Origin of the sequence: Mesorhizobium sp. WSM4935 (assembly GCF_029625735.1) — a bacterium.
In the GTDB taxonomy this organism is placed as follows: domain Bacteria; phylum Pseudomonadota; class Alphaproteobacteria; order Rhizobiales; family Rhizobiaceae; genus Mesorhizobium.
In genome coordinates this window covers 379,240-393,964 of sequence record NZ_JARTVR010000003.1, presented here as the reverse complement: position 1 = coordinate 393,964, position 14,725 = coordinate 379,240, and the positions used below count along the sequence as shown (strand labels likewise).

Here is a 14,725-nt window from a genome sequence, read left to right as displayed (position 1 = left end):
TCGCTCAATTACCGCTTAGCAATCGGCACGTAATCGCGTTCGGTCGCGCCGGTGTAGAGCTGGCGCGGGCGGCCGATCTTCTGGTGCGGGTCCTCGATCATCTCCTTCCACTGGGCGATCCAGCCGACGGTGCGCGCGACCGCGAACAGCACGGTGAACATGGTGGTGGGGAAGCCGAGCGCCTTCAGCGTGATGCCGGAATAGAAATCGACATTTGGATAGAGCTTCTTGGCGATGAAATATTCGTCGGTCAGCGCGATCTTCTCAAGCTCCATCGCGATGTCGAGCAGCGGATCGTCCTTGATGCCGAGCTCGCCCAGCACCTCATGCGCGGTCTTCTGCATGATCTTGGCGCGCGGATCGTAGTTCTTGTAGACGCGATGGCCGAAGCCCATCAGCCGGAACGGGTCGTTCTTGTCCTTGGCGCGGGCAATGAACTCCGGGATGTGGTCGACATGGCCGATCTCGCCCAGCATGTTCAGCGCGGCTTCGTTGGCGCCGCCATGCGCCGGGCCCCAAAGACAGGCGATGCCGGCGGCGATGCAGGCGAACGGATTGGCTCCGGAAGAGCCGGCGAGACGAACTGTCGAGGTCGAGGCGTTCTGCTCATGGTCGGCGTGGAGGATGAAGATGCGCTCCATCGCGCGCGCCAGCACCGGATTGATCTTGTACTCCTCGCACGGCACGGCAAAGCACATGTGCAGGAAATTGGCCGCGAAGCCGAGATCGTTCTTCGGATAAATGAAGGGCTGGCCGATATGGTATTTGTAGGCCATCGCCGCGATGGTCGGCATCTTGGCGATCAGGCGCATCGAGGCGACCATGCGCTGATACGGATCCGAGATATCGGTCGAGTCGTGATAGAAGGCCGACAGCGCGCCGACCACGCCGCACATCACGGCCATCGGATGGGCGTCGCGACGGAAGCCGGTGAAGAAGCGCGACATCTGCTCGTGCACCATGGTGTGGCGCGTCACGCGATAATCGAAATCCTCCTTCTGCGCCTTGGTCGGCAATTCACCGTAGAGCAGCAGATAGCAGACCTCGAGGAAGTCGCCATGTTCGGCAAGCTGGTCGATCGGATAGCCGCGATGCAGCAGGATGCCGGCATCGCCGTCGATGAAGGTGATTGCCGACTCGCAGCTCGCCGTCGACGTAAAGCCCGGATCGTAGGTGAAGGCGCCGGTGGTGCTGTAGAGCGCGCCGATATCGATGACGTCAGGCCCGGTCGACCCGCTTCGCACCTTGAACTCATGCGTCTTGCCGGCGAGTTCGAGCCTGGCGGTCGACTCGTGCGCCTTGCCGCCAGGTTCCAATTTTGTCGCAGCTTCGCTCATTCCCAAACTCCTTTATGTTCCTCATGCCGGCAAGGCAATTCCTGCAAACGACACGTCGAAATCACCGGAATGCGCGAACTTGCCACCGCATTTTAGGAGGCGCGTGCCAGATTGGGCCAAGGCCTAATGTTGCACTGCGAAACACACCTTTCAATGCCAATCTTCTTGGGCCAGTTCGCTCCTAATCGATTTGATCTCCAATCCTTGCCAGGCTTTCCTGGCGGCCCAGCACGGCCAGCACGTCGAACACGCCGGGCGAGGTGCTGCGGCCGGTCAGCGCGGCTCTGAGCGGCTGGGCCACCGCGCCGAGCTTGTGCCCGCCGGCCTGCGCAAATTCGCGGATCGAAGCCTCCGCCGAAGCGGCGCTCCAGTCGCCTTGGATGGAAGACAATGCGACATGCGCGCCGCGCAGAATCGCGCGCGCATCGGCGCTCAGCAAGCCCGCCGCCTTCTCGTCCAGCGGCAAGGGCCGCTCGGCGAACAGGAAAGCCGCGCCGTCGACCAGCTCGACCAGGGTCTTGGCCCGCTCCTTGAGGCCGGGCATGGCGGCAAGCAGTTGCGCCTTGCGCTTGTCGTCGAGCTTTGCGGCAAGCGCCGGACCGCCCTCGAGATAGGGCAGAGTGGCGACGAAGATATCGAACAGCGCGCGATCGTCCATCTTGCGCATATGCACGCCGTTCAGCGCCTCGAGCTTGGCGAAGTCGAAGCGGGCAGCGCCCTTGTTGACGTCGCCGATATCGAACCAGGCGATCATATCCTTGATCGACATCACCTCGTCGTCGCCATGGCTCCAGCCGAGCCGCGCCAGATAGTTGAGCAGGGCTTCCGGCAGATAGCCCATGGCGCGATAGGCCTCGACGCCGAGCGCGCCGTGCCGCTTCGACAGCTTGGCGCCGTCGGCGCCGTGGATCAGCGGGATGTGCGACATCGATGGCACCGCCCAGCCCATGGCGTTGTAGATCACCGTCTGGCGCGCGGCGTTGGTCAGGTGGTCATCGCCGCGGATGATATGGGTCACGCCCATGTCATGATCGTCCACGACGACGGCATGCATATAGGTCGGGTTGCCGTCCGAACGCAGGATGATGAAGTCGTCGAGATCCTTGTTGGGAAACCGCACCTCGCCCTGCACGCGGTCCTGCACGACCGTTTCGCCTTCGGTCGGCGCCTTGATGCGGATGGCGCCCTTGACGCCGGCCGGAGCCTCGGACGGATCGCGGTCGCGCCACTGGCCGTTGTAACGCGGCGGCAAGCCCTTGGCTCTAGCTGCCTCGCGCATCGCCTCCAGTTCCGCAGGCGTCTCGTAGCTGTAATAGGCCTTGCCCATGCGCACGAGCTCCTCGGCCACCTCGCGATGGCGCGGCGCGCGTTCGAACTGCGAGACGGCCTCACCATCCCAGGAAAGGCCAAGCCAGGTCAGACCGTCGAGAATGGCGGCCGTGGCGGCTTCGGTGGAGCGCTCGCGATCGGTGTCCTCGATACGCAAAAGCATCGTACCGCCGGTGTGCTTGGCATAAAGCCAGTTGAACAGCGCTGTGCGCGCCCCGCCAATATGCAGGTAGCCTGTGGGCGAGGGGGCAAAACGTGTGACGACCTTGTCGGACATGGAACTCTCGGAGAAGCACTGAAACGGCATATTTCGCGCGGGCTTCCACGCGACCGGCGTTCATGTAGCATAGGCGGTCTGGGGCGCAAGGGGCAGACCCGATGGCTGGACGTGGCCGGGGCGCGGAGGAGGGTGGCGAAACGACAGCAGGCGTCAGCGAGCGCCTGATGTTTGCTCATGCCGCGTCCACTGAAGAAGCGCCGCTTTCGCTTCCGGAACTCCATCCACCCGCCGAGTTACCGCCGCCCGGTGGCGGTGCGCTACAGCCGGCCTCGCCAACAGCCGTCGTCAGCAGGATCCGCAAACAGCTTGGCCGCGTTTCGCTTGCTGCGCTGCGCCGAAGCGTTGCGGTCGCTGCCACCACCGAGCTCGATCGTGGCGTCGGCTTTCTGCTGGTGCCGGTGTTTCTGGCCGCCGGTGTCATCTACTACTTTTCGCTGAGCACCGAGCCGGATCTCTACAGGCCGCTTGCGGCGGTGGCGCTGATGGCCGTCTGCGCGGCGGTCTCGCGCTCCTGGCAGAGAACGCATCTTCTGTTCATGGCAACGCTTTTCTGCGCCTTGGGCTTTCTCGCGGCCAAGGTGGAGACCTGGCGAATGGCGACCCCGATGCTGGGGTCGGAAATCCAGACAAGGCTGACGGGCCGGCTCGTCACCGCGGAGGCGATGGCCAATGGCCGTGTCCGGCTGACCATCGACCTTATTTCGACGGAGCATCCGAAGCTGCGTTACGCGCCGGACCGCGTCAGGCTGTCGGCGCGCAGGATCCCGCCCGGTATGACGGCCGGATCGATGCTGACCGGCTATGCCAAGCTCCTGCCGCCGACGGGCCCAGTTCGGCCGGACAGCTACGACTTTTCCTTCGACAGCTATTTTGCCGGCATCGGCGGCAGCGGCTTTTTCCTGGGCGACCCGAAGCTGGTTGCGCCGGTGGAGGCGCCTTTCGGCGCGCGCGTCGCCTCGGCAGTCGAAAACGCGCGCGAAGGGATCGCCGATCACATCAGGAGCAGCATAGGCGGGTCCGAGGGCGAGATCGCGGCGGCGCTGATCGTCGGCGTGCGCGCCGGCATTCCGGAAGCGATCAACGAGTCGATGCGGCGCACCGGCATCTACCACATCATCTCGATCTCCGGTCTGCACATGGCGCTAGTCGCCGGCACGATCATGGTCCTTTTGCGCGGCGCCTTCGCGCTGCTTCCGGATTTCTCTTCGCGCCGGCCGGTGAAGAAATATGCCGCCGGAATCGCGCTCATCTCGATCGCCGCTTACCTCGTCATCTCGGGCATCGTGGTGGCGGCCGAGCGAAGCTTCATCATGCTCGCCGTGATGCTTGCCGCCGTGCTCTTCGACCGTGCGGCGCTCACCATGCGCAACCTGGCGATCTCGGCTATCGCCGTGATCCTTGTCTCGCCGCACGAAGTGGTCGGCCCGAGCTTCCAGATGTCCTTCGCCGCCACCGCCGCCCTGGTCGGCGCTTATGCCGGCTTTGCCGACTATCGCGCCGGCAAAACGATCGCGCCGCCGGCAAAGCGTTCGTTCCTCGGGTTCCTGTCGCGAAAACTGGCGGTTGGCGTAGGCGGCGCCGCCGTGACGTCGCTCATCGCGGGCAGCGCGACATTGCTGTTTGCGATCTGGCATTTCCAGCGCGTGTCGCCGCTCAGTCTGCTCGCCAATCTGGCGGTCATGCCGATCGTGTCACTGATCGTCATGCCGTTTGCCGTGTTGAGCGCGCTGGCCATGCCCTTCGGTTTCGACGGCCCGTTCCTCTTTGTGATGGGCAAGGGACTGACGGCGATGATCGCCATTTCGGCATGGATCTCCGAACGCTCACCGGTCGACGCCGTCGGGCTGATCTCGATCCAGTCGGTGCTGCTGGCGACGATCGCGCTGGTCATTGCGACAATGGCCACCACCTGGCTGAGGCTTGCCGCCGTTCCCTTCGCGCTTGCCGCGCTGCTGGCCATTCCGCATGTCCGCACGCCGGACGTGCTCATTTCGGAGGACGCGCATCTGGTGGCGATGCCGATCGGCGGTGGCGAGCTTGCCGTCAATCGTGCACGCGCCAACGAGTTCACCACCGACAATTGGAAACGGGCGCTGAAAGCCGAGGAAATCGTGCCGCCGGAGACGTTCGCCAAAGATGCGCTGAACATCGTCGATCCCGTCGATCTGCCGCCCGGCTCGCCCTTCTACTGCACGGGTGATCTTTGCATCGGCCGGCATCCGTCCGGCGCCATCGTCGCACTCGCCGAAACCCGCGACAGCGCCCGGCCGGCCTGCGGCTTTGCCGACCTCGTCGTCATCAACGACGCCACCGCCTACAACCCCTGCCGCGATCCGCGCGTGCTCGTCGTCACCAAGCGGCAGTTGGCGCGCGACGGCAGCGCCGCCGTCTTCTTCGATCCCCAATCGGCAACCGCGCGACCGGCCATCCAATATGCTGTCGAGCAGCCGTACCGGCCTTGGCACGAACAGCGCAAGTATACCCGCGAGGCGAGAGGACTGCCGCCTTATCAAAAGCCTGAGCGGACGGATGCGAAACCTTCGCAACCGGATCAGTAGCGGCGGATCAACCCGACGAGCTTGCCCTGCACCTTCACCCGATCCGGTCCGAAGATGCGGGTCTCGTAGGCCGGGTTGGCAGCTTCCAGCGCGATCGAGGCACCCTTGCGGCGGAAGCGCTTGAGCGTCGCTTCCTCATCATCGACCAGCGCCACCACGATCTCGCCCGGGCTTGCCGTGTTGGCGTTGCGGATGATCACGGTGTCGCCGTCGAAGATGCCGGCCTCGATCATCGAGTCGCCTTTGACCTCCAGCGCATAATGCTCGCCGCCGGCGATCATGTCCGGCGGCACCGTGATCGAATGCGTCTGGTGCTGGATGGCGTCGATCGGCACACCGGCGGCGATGCGACCCATCACCGGAATGGATACGGCCGAGCCGGCATCGTCGTCGTTGCTTGGCGTCGGGGCGCGCGATGGCGCAGCCGGCTTGACCTGACGGCTGAGATTGTTCTGACCCAAGCTGCCCTGGATGACGCTTGGCGAAAACTTCTTCGCCGCATTGAGGCCGGGTGCGATCGAGTCGGGCAGGCGCAGCACTTCCAGCGCGCGCGCCCGGTTCGGCAGCCGGCGAATGAAACCGCGTTCCTCCAACGCCGTGATCAGCCGGTGGATGCCGGACTTGGAGGCGAGGTCGAGCGCTTCCTTCATCTCGTCGAAAGACGGCGGAATCCCGCTTTCCTTCAGCCTTTCGTGGATGAACATCAGAAGTTCATGTTGTTTGCGCGTCAGCATGGCGGCCCCCACGGGTTCTGAAACCAGAATCAGAAAAACAAACCCAGAACAAACACTATCTGTTCCAGTTGTGTTCCGCAACCGTTTAAAGTTTAGTGAATTCGTTGACGATTTGTTCAGCGTAACATCAGAACGCTGCATTCGGCGCCGGTCTCGGCTGCCGGCGCGAAGGGCTCGCGCACGATCAGGCCGTTGGCGTCGGCGAGCGTTCTGAGCATCGAGGAGTCCTGGATGCCGAACGGGGTCGCGACGAGCGTGCCGGCGTCCTCGCGTATGACGGCGCGCACATAGTCCTGCCTGAGGTCGTTGGCCTGCATCGCTGCGCCCAGCCGGGCCGTTCGCAGGTTCTGCCTGTGGTCGCGGCCACCGAGCCTGGCAAGCAGCGGCTTCAGGAAGAGCTGCGAGCAGACGATGCTGGCCACCGGGTTGCCGGGCAGGCCGATGCAGCGGACATTGCCAAGGCGGCCGAACATCAGCGGCTTGCCGGGGCGCATGGCGATCTTCCAGAAGTCGAGCCGCATGCCTTCACTGGTCAGCACGTCATGGATCAGGTCGTGGTCGCCGACCGAGGCGCCGCCGAGCGTGACGATGACATCGGCGTTCGCCTCGACTGCTTTCCGGACCAGCGCCGCGATCGCTTCCTTGCGATCGGCGGCGATGCCGAGATCGAGCGCACGCGCGCCGACCGACTGGGCGGCGGCGGCGACGCCATAGGCGTTGGACGAAATGATCTGATCAGGGCCGAGCGCGCTGCCCGGCGGCAACAGTTCATCGCCGGTGGCGATGATCGCGACCAGCGGCCGGCGCACGACATTCAAGGCGGGATGGTTGGCCGAGGCTGCAAGCGAAAGGGCCGCCGCGTCGAGCACGCGGCCCTTTTCGAGCACCACGTCGCCCTGGACGAAGTCGAGCCCGCGGCGGCGCACATTGCGTGCTTCGGCCGTCGGCTCCGTCACCTCGATCTGGCGGTTGCCGAGATCGCGGACGTTTTCCTGGATAACGATGGTGTCGGCACCCTCGGGCAGCGGCGCGCCGGTGAAGATGCGCACCGCCTGGCCTTCGCCGACAGTCCCGGAAAAGCCGCGCCCGGCGGGCGCCATGCCTATGACCTCCAGTTGCGCCGGCACCGAAGCAACGTCGGCGGAGCGTACGGCGTAGCCGTCCATCGCCGAGGCGTTGAAGGGCGGCTGGGTGCGCAGCGCCACAACCGGTTCGGCGAGAACCCGCCCGGCCGCGTCCGCCAGCGGAACGCTCTCGCCCGGCAAAGGTGCTGCGCCGTCGAGCAGGCGTTCGAGCGCTTCGGCGACTGGAACAAGGGCCATCAGGCATCTACCTTGTAGGCGCCCGACTTGCCGCCGGTCTTCTCGACCAGCCGGATACCGGAAATCACCATGCCACGGTCCGCCGCCTTGGCCATGTCGTAGATGGTGAGGCAGGCGACCGAAGCGGCGGTCAGCGCCTCCATCTCCACGCCGGTCTTGCCGGTGACGCGGGCCAGCGCGGTGACCCTGAGGCCGGGCAGCGCGCGGTCCGGCTCGATCTCGACGGCCACTTTGGTGAGAAGCAGCGGATGGCAAAGCGGGATCAACTCATGCGTCCTCTTCGCCGCCATGATGCCGGCGATGCGCGCTGTGCCCAGCACATCGCCCTTCTTGGCGTCGCTGGCGAGAATCATCTCCAGCGTTTCCGGCTGCATCGAGACAAAGCCTTCGGCGATCGCGGTGCGTGTTGTCTCGGCCTTGTCGCCGACATCGACCATGTTGGCTTCGCCCTTGGCGCCGAGGTGGGTGAGGGCCATCTCAGATGGCCTCAGCCGCCGCCTTGCCTGTCAGCAGAAGCTCGGTCGCCGCGGCCACATCCGCCTGCCGCATCAGGCTCTCACCGACCAGGAAGGCGCCGATGCCGGTCTTCTGCATCCTGAGGCAGTCGTCGTGGGTGAAGATGCCGCTTTCGCTGACCAGCAGGTAGTCGCCCGGCACCATCGGCGCCACCCGCTCGGACGTCTCAAGCCTGGTCTCGAAGGTCCGCAAATTGCGGTTGTTGATTCCGATCAGCCGCGACGACAATTTTAGCGCGCGCTCCGTTTCGGCCTCGTCATGCACCTCGATCAGCGCGTCCATCCCGAGTTCGAACGCGGTCGCTTCCAATTCGCTCGCCAGGGCATCGTCAACGCTTGCCATGATGATCAGGATGGCGTCCGCGCCCCAGGCGCGGGCCTCGTAGACCTGATAAGGGTCGAACAGAAAATCCTTACGCAACGCGGGCAGAGACACCGCCTCGCGCGCATTGGTCAGAAATTCCGGAGCGCCCTGGAAAGACGGCGCATCGGTCAGCACCGAAAGACAGGCTGCGCCACCTTTCTGATAGGCCCTAGCGAGCGCCGGTGGATCGAAATCGGCGCGGATCAGCCCCTTGGAAGGGCTGGCCTTCTTTATCTCGGCGATCAGCGCGAAACCGCCGGCCCGGCGCTTGGCTTCCAGTGCCGCGAGGAAGCCGCGCGGCGGCTCGGCGTCCCTGGCTTTCGCCTTGATCTCGGCGAACGGCAGGGCGAGCTTCGCCGCGGCGATCTCTTCGCGCTTGTAGGCTTCGATCTTGCGCAGGATGTCCGACAAGGCCTTATCCGTTCGAAATCTCGACCAGCTTGTCCAGCACGCCGAGCGCGCGGCCGCTGTCGATCGCTTGCGCCGCCGCCGCGATGCCGTCGGCCAAAGTCGTCACCTTGCCGGCCACGACCAGCCCGGCGCCGGCATTCATCAGCACCGTGTCGCGGTAGGCGCCGGCCGCTCCGCCCAGCATATCGCGCAATTCCTTGGCGTTGTAGGCCGCGTCGCCGCCGCGCAGCTCTTCCTTGCTGTGCCGCTTCAACCCGACGGCTTCCGGCGTCAGGGTGAAGCTGCGGATCTCGCCGCCGGCAAGCTCCGCCACCTGGGTTTCGCCCGTCGTGGTGATCTCGTCATAGCCGTCGCCATGGACGACCCAGGCGTGATCGGCGCCCAGCGCCTTCAGCGTCTCGGCCACCGGCATGATCCACTCCGGCAGGAAGACGCCCACCATCTGGCGGCTGACGCCGGCCGGGTTCGACAACGGCCCGAGCAGATTGAAGATGGTGCGGGTGCCGAGCTCGACGCGGGTCGGCCCGACATGCTTCATCGCCGGGTGATGCGCCGGCGCGAACATAAAGCCGACGCCGGCTTCGTGGATGCAGCGGCCGATCATCTCCGGCGAGATATCAATCTTGACGCCCAGCGCCGTCAGCACATCGGCGGAGCCGGTCAGCGAGGACAGGCCGCGATTGCCATGCTTGGCGACCGGCACCCCGGCGGCGGCGATGACGAAGGCCGAAGCCGTCGAGATGTTGACCGAGTGCGAATTGTCGCCGCCGGTGCCGACGATGTCGATGGCGCCGTGCGGCGCCTCGACACGCAGCATCTTGGCGCGCATCGTCGCCACCGCGCCGGATATCTCGCTCACGGTCTCACCGCGCACGCGCAGCGCCATCAGGAAGCCACCGATCTGGCCGGGCGTCGCGTCGCCCGACATGATGATGTCGAACGCCTCGCGCGCTTCCTCGAAGGAAAGCGCGGTGCCGGTGGCAACCTTGGCTATGTGTGTCTTCAGCGCGCTCATCGTGTCTGTGCTTGCGAAACGGCGTTCGGGTCGATGCGAACGTCATATTGCGATTGCAGCTGCGCCACCAGCTGGTCGAGCAGGTCGTCGGACATGCCGGCGCCGAAGGATTTCTGCGCGTCTTCCGGCACCGCGCTGCCGTCGGCGCCTGCCGGCTCGAAGACCTCGGCGACCTTGAACAGGATCTGGCCGTCGCCGGTGGGCGAGGGGATCAAACCGGTACCGCCTTCTCCGACGCCGAACATCGCCGCAGCACCCTCCTTGCCAAAATCGGCATCGTCGGCTTCGCGCTTGAGGCCACGCTTGGTTTGTTTCTCCAGCTTGAACTCGCCGGCGATGACGTCGAGCGTGGTGCCGGCCTTGAGGCGCTTCTCCAGCTCCTTAGCTTTCGCGTCGAGCCGCTTGTCGGTCTCGGCCTCCGTCCAGTCGGCCACGACCTTCTTGCGGACTTCGTCCAGCGTGCGGTCGCGCGCCGGCGTGATCGACTGTACCTCGTAGAAGACAAAGCCATTGTCCGCGGTGGTCAGGCCCTCATTCTCGGTGTTGGGCTCGGCCGCGAACACCGACTTGATCAGCGTGGCCGATTCCGGCAGGTCGTTGACAATCGTGCCGTCCGGCCGCTGGCCCGTACGGTCGATGGCGTCGATGGTGACAGCCTTGAGCTTCAGCTTCTCGGCGGCCTGGGCAAGCGAGGCGCCCGAGGCGCGGGTGTCCTCATAGCTGTCATGGACGTCGAGCAGGATTCGGCTTGCTTCGCCGAGCGCCAGGTCCTTGCGGATCTGGGCGGACACTTCCGAAAGCGGCTTCACCACCTGCGGCTTGATCTCGGTGACGCGCAAGAGCACGGGACCGAAGGCGCCCTGGACGACTGGGCTGACCTCATTGGCATTGAGCGAGAAAGCGGCATCGGCGATCGCCTTGTCGGCGATCTTGTCCTTCGACAGCGTGCCCAGCAGCGTGTCGGCAGGCGTCTTGCCTTCGGCGGTGACGAGCTTGTCGAAAGTGGCGCCTGCCTTCAGCGAATCGTAGGCCGCCTTGGCCGCATCCGGCGTCTTGAACACCAGCTGCTCGATGGTGCGCATCTCGGGCGTCGTGTAGCGCGCGATGTTCTTGTTGTAGTCCTCGCTGACTTGGCTGTCGGTCACCGCGGACGGATCCGCGATATCCTGCGGCTCCAGCCGGATATAGGAGAACTTGCGGTATTCCGGCGCGGCATAGTTCTTCTTGTTGGCGTCGAAATAGGCGTTGATGGCGCTGTCGGACGGCGCCTCGATCGGCTGCACCAGCCTCTTTGGCAGCACGAGATAGTCGATCGTGCGATCCTCGCCGCGATAGAGCGAGACCGCCTTCAGGAAGGTCTGCGGCACCTTCAGGCCGTCGGAGATCGCCTCGACGATCTGCTGGCGCACGGCTACCTGCGCACGGTTCTTGAGATAGTCCTCAGGCCGCATGCCGAGCTGGCGCAGGAGATATTCGAAGGTCCGGCGATCGAACTGGCCGCTGGGGCCCTTGAACGCGGGATCCTCGCGCGTCAGCTCGGCCAGCCGGTCCTTGGAAAGGCCGAGCCCTAGCTTGCGCGCCTGCTCGTCGAGCACGGCGCCCGAAACGAGCTGCGCCAGCACCTGGTTGTCGACGCCGAGCAGCTTGGCCTGCTCCTGGGTGACGCGCTGGCCATATTGCTGCGACAGAAGGCTGAGCTGGCGGTCATAGGCGAGGCGGTACTCGTTGATCGAGACCTCGGTGCCGCCGGCCGTGATCACCGCGTGATGACCGCCCAGCACGCCACCCACCATGCGCGTGGTCGCGCCCCAGGCGAGGAAGCTCACCACCAGCAAGGACAGCAACGCCTTCGCGACCCAAGTGCCCGCCGCGCTTCTCAATATACCAAGCATGCATACTTCCGATTTTTGCGCATTTTCGCACGCGCCGAGTCTGAAACAAGCGCAATAGCGCCCTTCCGGTCCACTGTCGATTGCTTTGTGACCTGATTTTGGTAGTGAGGGCGCTGCTTAATGTCGCTCGGAGAACGCGCCCCATGACCCCTGGAATCCGCCCGCTTGTCGCCGGCAACTGGAAAATGAACGGCACCAGCGCCTCGCTCAACGAGCTGCGGTCGATCGGCAACGGGTTCATGAGCGGACTCGACGCGGAGACCGAAGCCCTGGTGTGCGTGCCGGCGACCTTGCTCCAGCGCGCCGCCGAGATCCTGTCGCGCACGCCGGTGCGGGCCGGGGGAGAGGATTGCCATCCGAAGGAGAGCGGCGCCTTCACCGGCGAGATTTCGGCCGAGATGCTCAAGGATGCCGGCGCAAGCCACGTGATCGTCGGCCATTCTGAGCGTCGCGAGCTGTTCGGCGATAATGATGCGATCGTGCATGCCAAGGCATCGGCCGCTTGGCGGGCGGGGCTTGTGGCCATCATCTGCATCGGCGAAACGCGGGCCGAGCGCGAGGCGGGCGCCACGCTCGATGTCCTGTCGCGTCAGCTCGAAGGGTCGGTTCCGACCAGCGCGACCGCGGCGAACACCATCATCGCCTATGAACCGGTCTGGGCGATCGGCACCGGCCTGACCCCGACCGCGGCCGACGTAGCCGAGGCGCATGCGCATATCCGCGGCAAGCTGACGGGGTCGCTGGGCGATGCCGCGGCGAAGATGCGCATTCTTTACGGTGGCTCGGTCAAGCCCTCCAATGCGGTGGAACTCCTTGGCGTCGAGAATGTCGATGGCGCGCTCGTCGGCGGCGCCAGCCTCAAGGCAGCCGACTTTCTGGCGATTGCGGAAGCCTATATGAACATCGCTTAGCGACCGTCGTCCAGGCTCGCGCGGCCTAAATCGTTGTAATGGCCGCATTGCTTCCCATATTCCCGGCCACGGGCTTGGAAATGCCGCCAAAGCATTGTAAGGAGCCGCCTCCAAAACACCGGTCGTATGCGCGGCAGCGCTCGGCCTCGCCAGGATAAATTATGGAAACCGTACTGATCGTCATCCACCTCATGGTCGTGCTCGCCCTTGTCGGCGTGGTGCTGCTGCAGCGCTCCGAAGGCGGCGGCCTTGGCATCGGCGGCGGTTCCGGCTTCATGACCGCGCGCGGCGCCGCCAACGCGCTGACCCGCGCCACCGCAATCCTGGCTGCGGCCTTCTTCGTAACATCGCTGGCGCTGTCGATCCTTGCCCGCTACGGCGAGAAGCCGATCGACATTCTCGACCGTCCGGCGACGTCCGGCCAGGGCAACGGCGTGCTCAACCAGCTGCCGGGTTCCAACGGGCCGGTGGGCACCTCCAAGCCCGTGGCTCCGGCCGGCAGCACGGCTCCGTCAGGCGGCACGGCGACGACCACGCCGCTCGCCAATGGCGCGACCCCGCCGGCCCCGGCAACGACGCCCGCTCCGGCTGCGCCGGCGCCCGCGAATCCGGCCACGCCGCCGGCAAACAATGGCGTCACCCTGCCGGTCACCCCGCAGGTCCCGAACCAGTAGCCGGACAAGCATCGGGCCGCGATCTGTTGTTCTTTGAACACAGTCGCGGCAAATGCGCGCCCATCACGAAGATTCAACTGGGCGTAGCGCCTGCCTCAGCTTGAGGCGACGACAGCCCATCGACTATAGATTGCGCGCGGCACTTTTCGGCGTCCTTGGGGGGCGCCGGGCGACGCCGTGGGCAACTTGCACTGAACAATCGGATCTTCGCCATGCAGCTTCGCAGCTTCATCCTTCTGGGATTCTGTGCCGTCCTCGGCATGGGTTCCTCGGCCTTTGCCGGACCGGCAAATCTGGCCACTTCCCCGTCGGTTGAGAGGACCGACGCAATTCCTGTCGCCGCCAAGAGCGACGCATCGCAGCTGAGGCTCCTCAAGAAGAAGAAAAACCCGACTCCGGACGATCTCGCGCAGATCAGCAAGCTCGAGGCCAAGATCGCGGCGGACAAGGAAGCCGCCAAGCAGAAGGCGCTCGAGGCTCGCAAGATGGCGATGCGTGAGGCAGCGAAGGCCAAGGCGGACGCCGCGCGCCAGGAATGGCTCGCCAAGAAGAACGGCGGCGCTGCTCCGGCCCAAGTCGCCGATGCCAAGCCTGCCAATAAGAAGACCATCAAGATCATCGAGCCGCTGATGCCGGTTGAGCCGATGCAGACCGCCGAGCCGATCCCGGCCGAGGCGATGAACATCACGGCCACGGGCAACAATGGCGAGTTGCGCAGCGAGAACCCCGGCCAGAAGCAGACGAGCAGCGGCGGGCTGTTCGCCGGCCTGTTCGGCGGTTCCTCGGTCACCTCGATCAACTATCTGCCCGAAACCCGGGCGCTCGATTCCGCCCTTGCCAAGAAGGAGGCCAAGCGCCCATTCAAGGTGAAGCCGGAATTCGTGCCGCAGGATGTTTCCTTCTCGGGCTACGAGCCGGGCACCATCGTCATCGACACCAACGCGCGTCGCCTCTATCTGGTCGAGAGCTATTCGACAGCGCGTCGTTATGCCATCGCCGTCGGCCGTGAGGGCCTGCAGTTCAAAGGCACCGTGGCGGTCGGCGACAAGCAGGAATGGCCGCGCTGGATTCCGACGCTCGACATGCAGAAGCGCGAGCCGAAGCATTACGGCCAGTACAAGGACGGCATGCCCGGCGGTGGCGAGAACCCGCTCGGCGCGCGCGCTATCTACCTCTATGACGGCAAGAAGGACACGCATCTGCGCATCCACGGCACCATCGCGCCGCAAACGATCGGAACCAGCGCCTCCAATGGCTGCTTCCGCATGATCAACGAGCACGTCATGGACCTCTATAGCCGTGTCAAGATCGGCACCAAGGTCGTGATCATTTAACGACTTCCATCAAACTGCCGAAAGGGCCGGCATCGCCGGCCCTTTTGTT

The 14,725-nt window shown here is 65.0% G+C and carries 12 protein-coding genes; 4 read left to right on the top strand and 8 right to left on the bottom strand.

Features of this window, described 5'->3' with window-relative positions:
- Window positions 1-8: 8 nt before the first annotated feature.
- Both gltA and gltX read right to left on the bottom strand, forming a co-directional pair.
- Window positions 9-1,337 carry a citrate synthase gene (gene gltA, locus P9273_RS09910; RefSeq protein ID WP_040994963.1) on the bottom strand — a complete coding sequence of 443 codons (1,329 nt, stop codon included), beginning with the start codon at window positions 1,335-1,337 and terminating at the stop codon, window positions 9-11.
- Between the two features lie 181 nt (window positions 1,338-1,518).
- Window positions 1,519-2,943 (bottom strand): glutamate--tRNA ligase, encoded by a 1,425-nt coding sequence (gene gltX / locus P9273_RS09905; RefSeq protein WP_278048748.1) that lies wholly within the window; start codon window positions 2,941-2,943, stop codon window positions 1,519-1,521.
- Between the two features lie 101 nt (window positions 2,944-3,044).
- Here gltX and P9273_RS09900 point away from each other — a divergent pair, with 101 nt between their 5' ends.
- Complete coding sequence (locus P9273_RS09900; RefSeq protein WP_278048747.1) at window positions 3,045-5,504, top strand: ComEC/Rec2 family competence protein; 2,460 nt, start codon at window positions 3,045-3,047, stop codon at window positions 5,502-5,504.
- Here P9273_RS09900 and lexA read toward each other — a convergent pair.
- The 6 genes from lexA to P9273_RS09870 form a co-directional block, all read right to left on the bottom strand.
- The gene (lexA, locus tag P9273_RS09895; protein WP_040994957.1) at window positions 5,498-6,238 is read right to left on the bottom strand and encodes a transcriptional repressor LexA; all 741 of its coding nucleotides are present in this window, start codon (window positions 6,236-6,238) and stop codon (window positions 5,498-5,500) included. The genes P9273_RS09900 and lexA overlap by 7 nt on opposite strands.
- Before the next feature lie 116 nt (window positions 6,239-6,354).
- Window positions 6,355-7,560, bottom strand: coding sequence for a molybdopterin molybdotransferase MoeA (locus P9273_RS09890; protein ID WP_278048746.1), 1,206 nt, complete (start codon window positions 7,558-7,560; stop codon window positions 6,355-6,357).
- Window positions 7,560-8,036 carry a cyclic pyranopterin monophosphate synthase MoaC gene (gene moaC / locus P9273_RS09885; protein ID WP_278048745.1) on the bottom strand — a complete coding sequence of 159 codons (477 nt, stop codon included), beginning with the start codon at window positions 8,034-8,036 and terminating at the stop codon, window positions 7,560-7,562. The genes P9273_RS09890 and moaC overlap by 1 nt, the downstream gene beginning before the upstream one ends.
- A 1-nt stretch (window position 8,037) precedes the next feature.
- Window positions 8,038-8,850 (bottom strand): indole-3-glycerol phosphate synthase TrpC, encoded by an 813-nt coding sequence (gene trpC, locus P9273_RS09880; RefSeq protein ID WP_278048744.1) that lies wholly within the window; start codon window positions 8,848-8,850, stop codon window positions 8,038-8,040.
- A gap of 4 nt (window positions 8,851-8,854) precedes the next feature.
- Entirely contained in the window at window positions 8,855-9,865 is a 1,011-nt protein-coding gene (trpD, locus tag P9273_RS09875; protein ID WP_040994949.1) for an anthranilate phosphoribosyltransferase, read from the bottom strand.
- Window positions 9,862-11,757: a peptidylprolyl isomerase gene (locus P9273_RS09870; protein WP_278048743.1), complete on the bottom strand. Its 1,896-nt coding sequence runs from the start codon at window positions 11,755-11,757 to the stop codon at window positions 9,862-9,864. Before P9273_RS09870 ends, trpD begins: the two co-directional genes overlap by 4 nt.
- A 143-nt stretch (window positions 11,758-11,900) precedes the next feature.
- On the opposite strand from P9273_RS09870, the gene tpiA reads away from it, so the two are divergent.
- From tpiA to P9273_RS09855, 3 genes are all read left to right on the top strand, one after another.
- Window positions 11,901-12,668 (top strand): triose-phosphate isomerase, encoded by a 768-nt coding sequence (gene tpiA / locus P9273_RS09865; RefSeq protein WP_040994945.1) that lies wholly within the window; start codon window positions 11,901-11,903, stop codon window positions 12,666-12,668.
- A 161-nt stretch (window positions 12,669-12,829) separates the two neighbouring features.
- A complete protein-coding gene (gene secG, locus P9273_RS09860) occupies window positions 12,830-13,342 on the top strand; it encodes a preprotein translocase subunit SecG (protein WP_040994943.1) in 513 nt (170 codons plus the stop codon).
- A 212-nt stretch (window positions 13,343-13,554) separates the two neighbouring features.
- Entirely contained in the window at window positions 13,555-14,676 is a 1,122-nt protein-coding gene (locus tag P9273_RS09855; protein WP_278048742.1) for a L,D-transpeptidase, read from the top strand.
- Window positions 14,677-14,725: the final 49 nt, after the last annotated feature.

Coding starts and splice junctions, on each gene's coding strand:
- P9273_RS09855 (WP_278048742.1), top strand. CDS start 13,555: ATGCAGCTTCGCAGCTTCATCCTTCTGGGATTCTGTGCCGTCCTCGGC.
- P9273_RS09890 (WP_278048746.1), bottom strand. CDS start 7,560: ATGGCCCTTGTTCCAGTCGCCGAAGCGCTCGAACGCCTGCTCGACGGC.
- P9273_RS09870 (WP_278048743.1), bottom strand. CDS start 11,757: ATGCTTGGTATATTGAGAAGCGCGGCGGGCACTTGGGTCGCGAAGGCG.
- moaC (WP_278048745.1), bottom strand. CDS start 8,036: ATGGCCCTCACCCACCTCGGCGCCAAGGGCGAAGCCAACATGGTCGAT.
- trpD (WP_040994949.1), bottom strand. CDS start 9,865: ATGAGCGCGCTGAAGACACACATAGCCAAGGTTGCCACCGGCACCGCG.
- tpiA (WP_040994945.1), top strand. CDS start 11,901: ATGACCCCTGGAATCCGCCCGCTTGTCGCCGGCAACTGGAAAATGAAC.
- lexA (WP_040994957.1), bottom strand. CDS start 6,238: ATGCTGACGCGCAAACAACATGAACTTCTGATGTTCATCCACGAAAGG.
- gltA (WP_040994963.1), bottom strand. CDS start 1,337: ATGAGCGAAGCTGCGACAAAATTGGAACCTGGCGGCAAGGCGCACGAG.
- secG (WP_040994943.1), top strand. CDS start 12,830: ATGGAAACCGTACTGATCGTCATCCACCTCATGGTCGTGCTCGCCCTT.
- P9273_RS09900 (WP_278048747.1), top strand. CDS start 3,045: ATGGCTGGACGTGGCCGGGGCGCGGAGGAGGGTGGCGAAACGACAGCA.
- gltX (WP_278048748.1), bottom strand. CDS start 2,943: ATGTCCGACAAGGTCGTCACACGTTTTGCCCCCTCGCCCACAGGCTAC.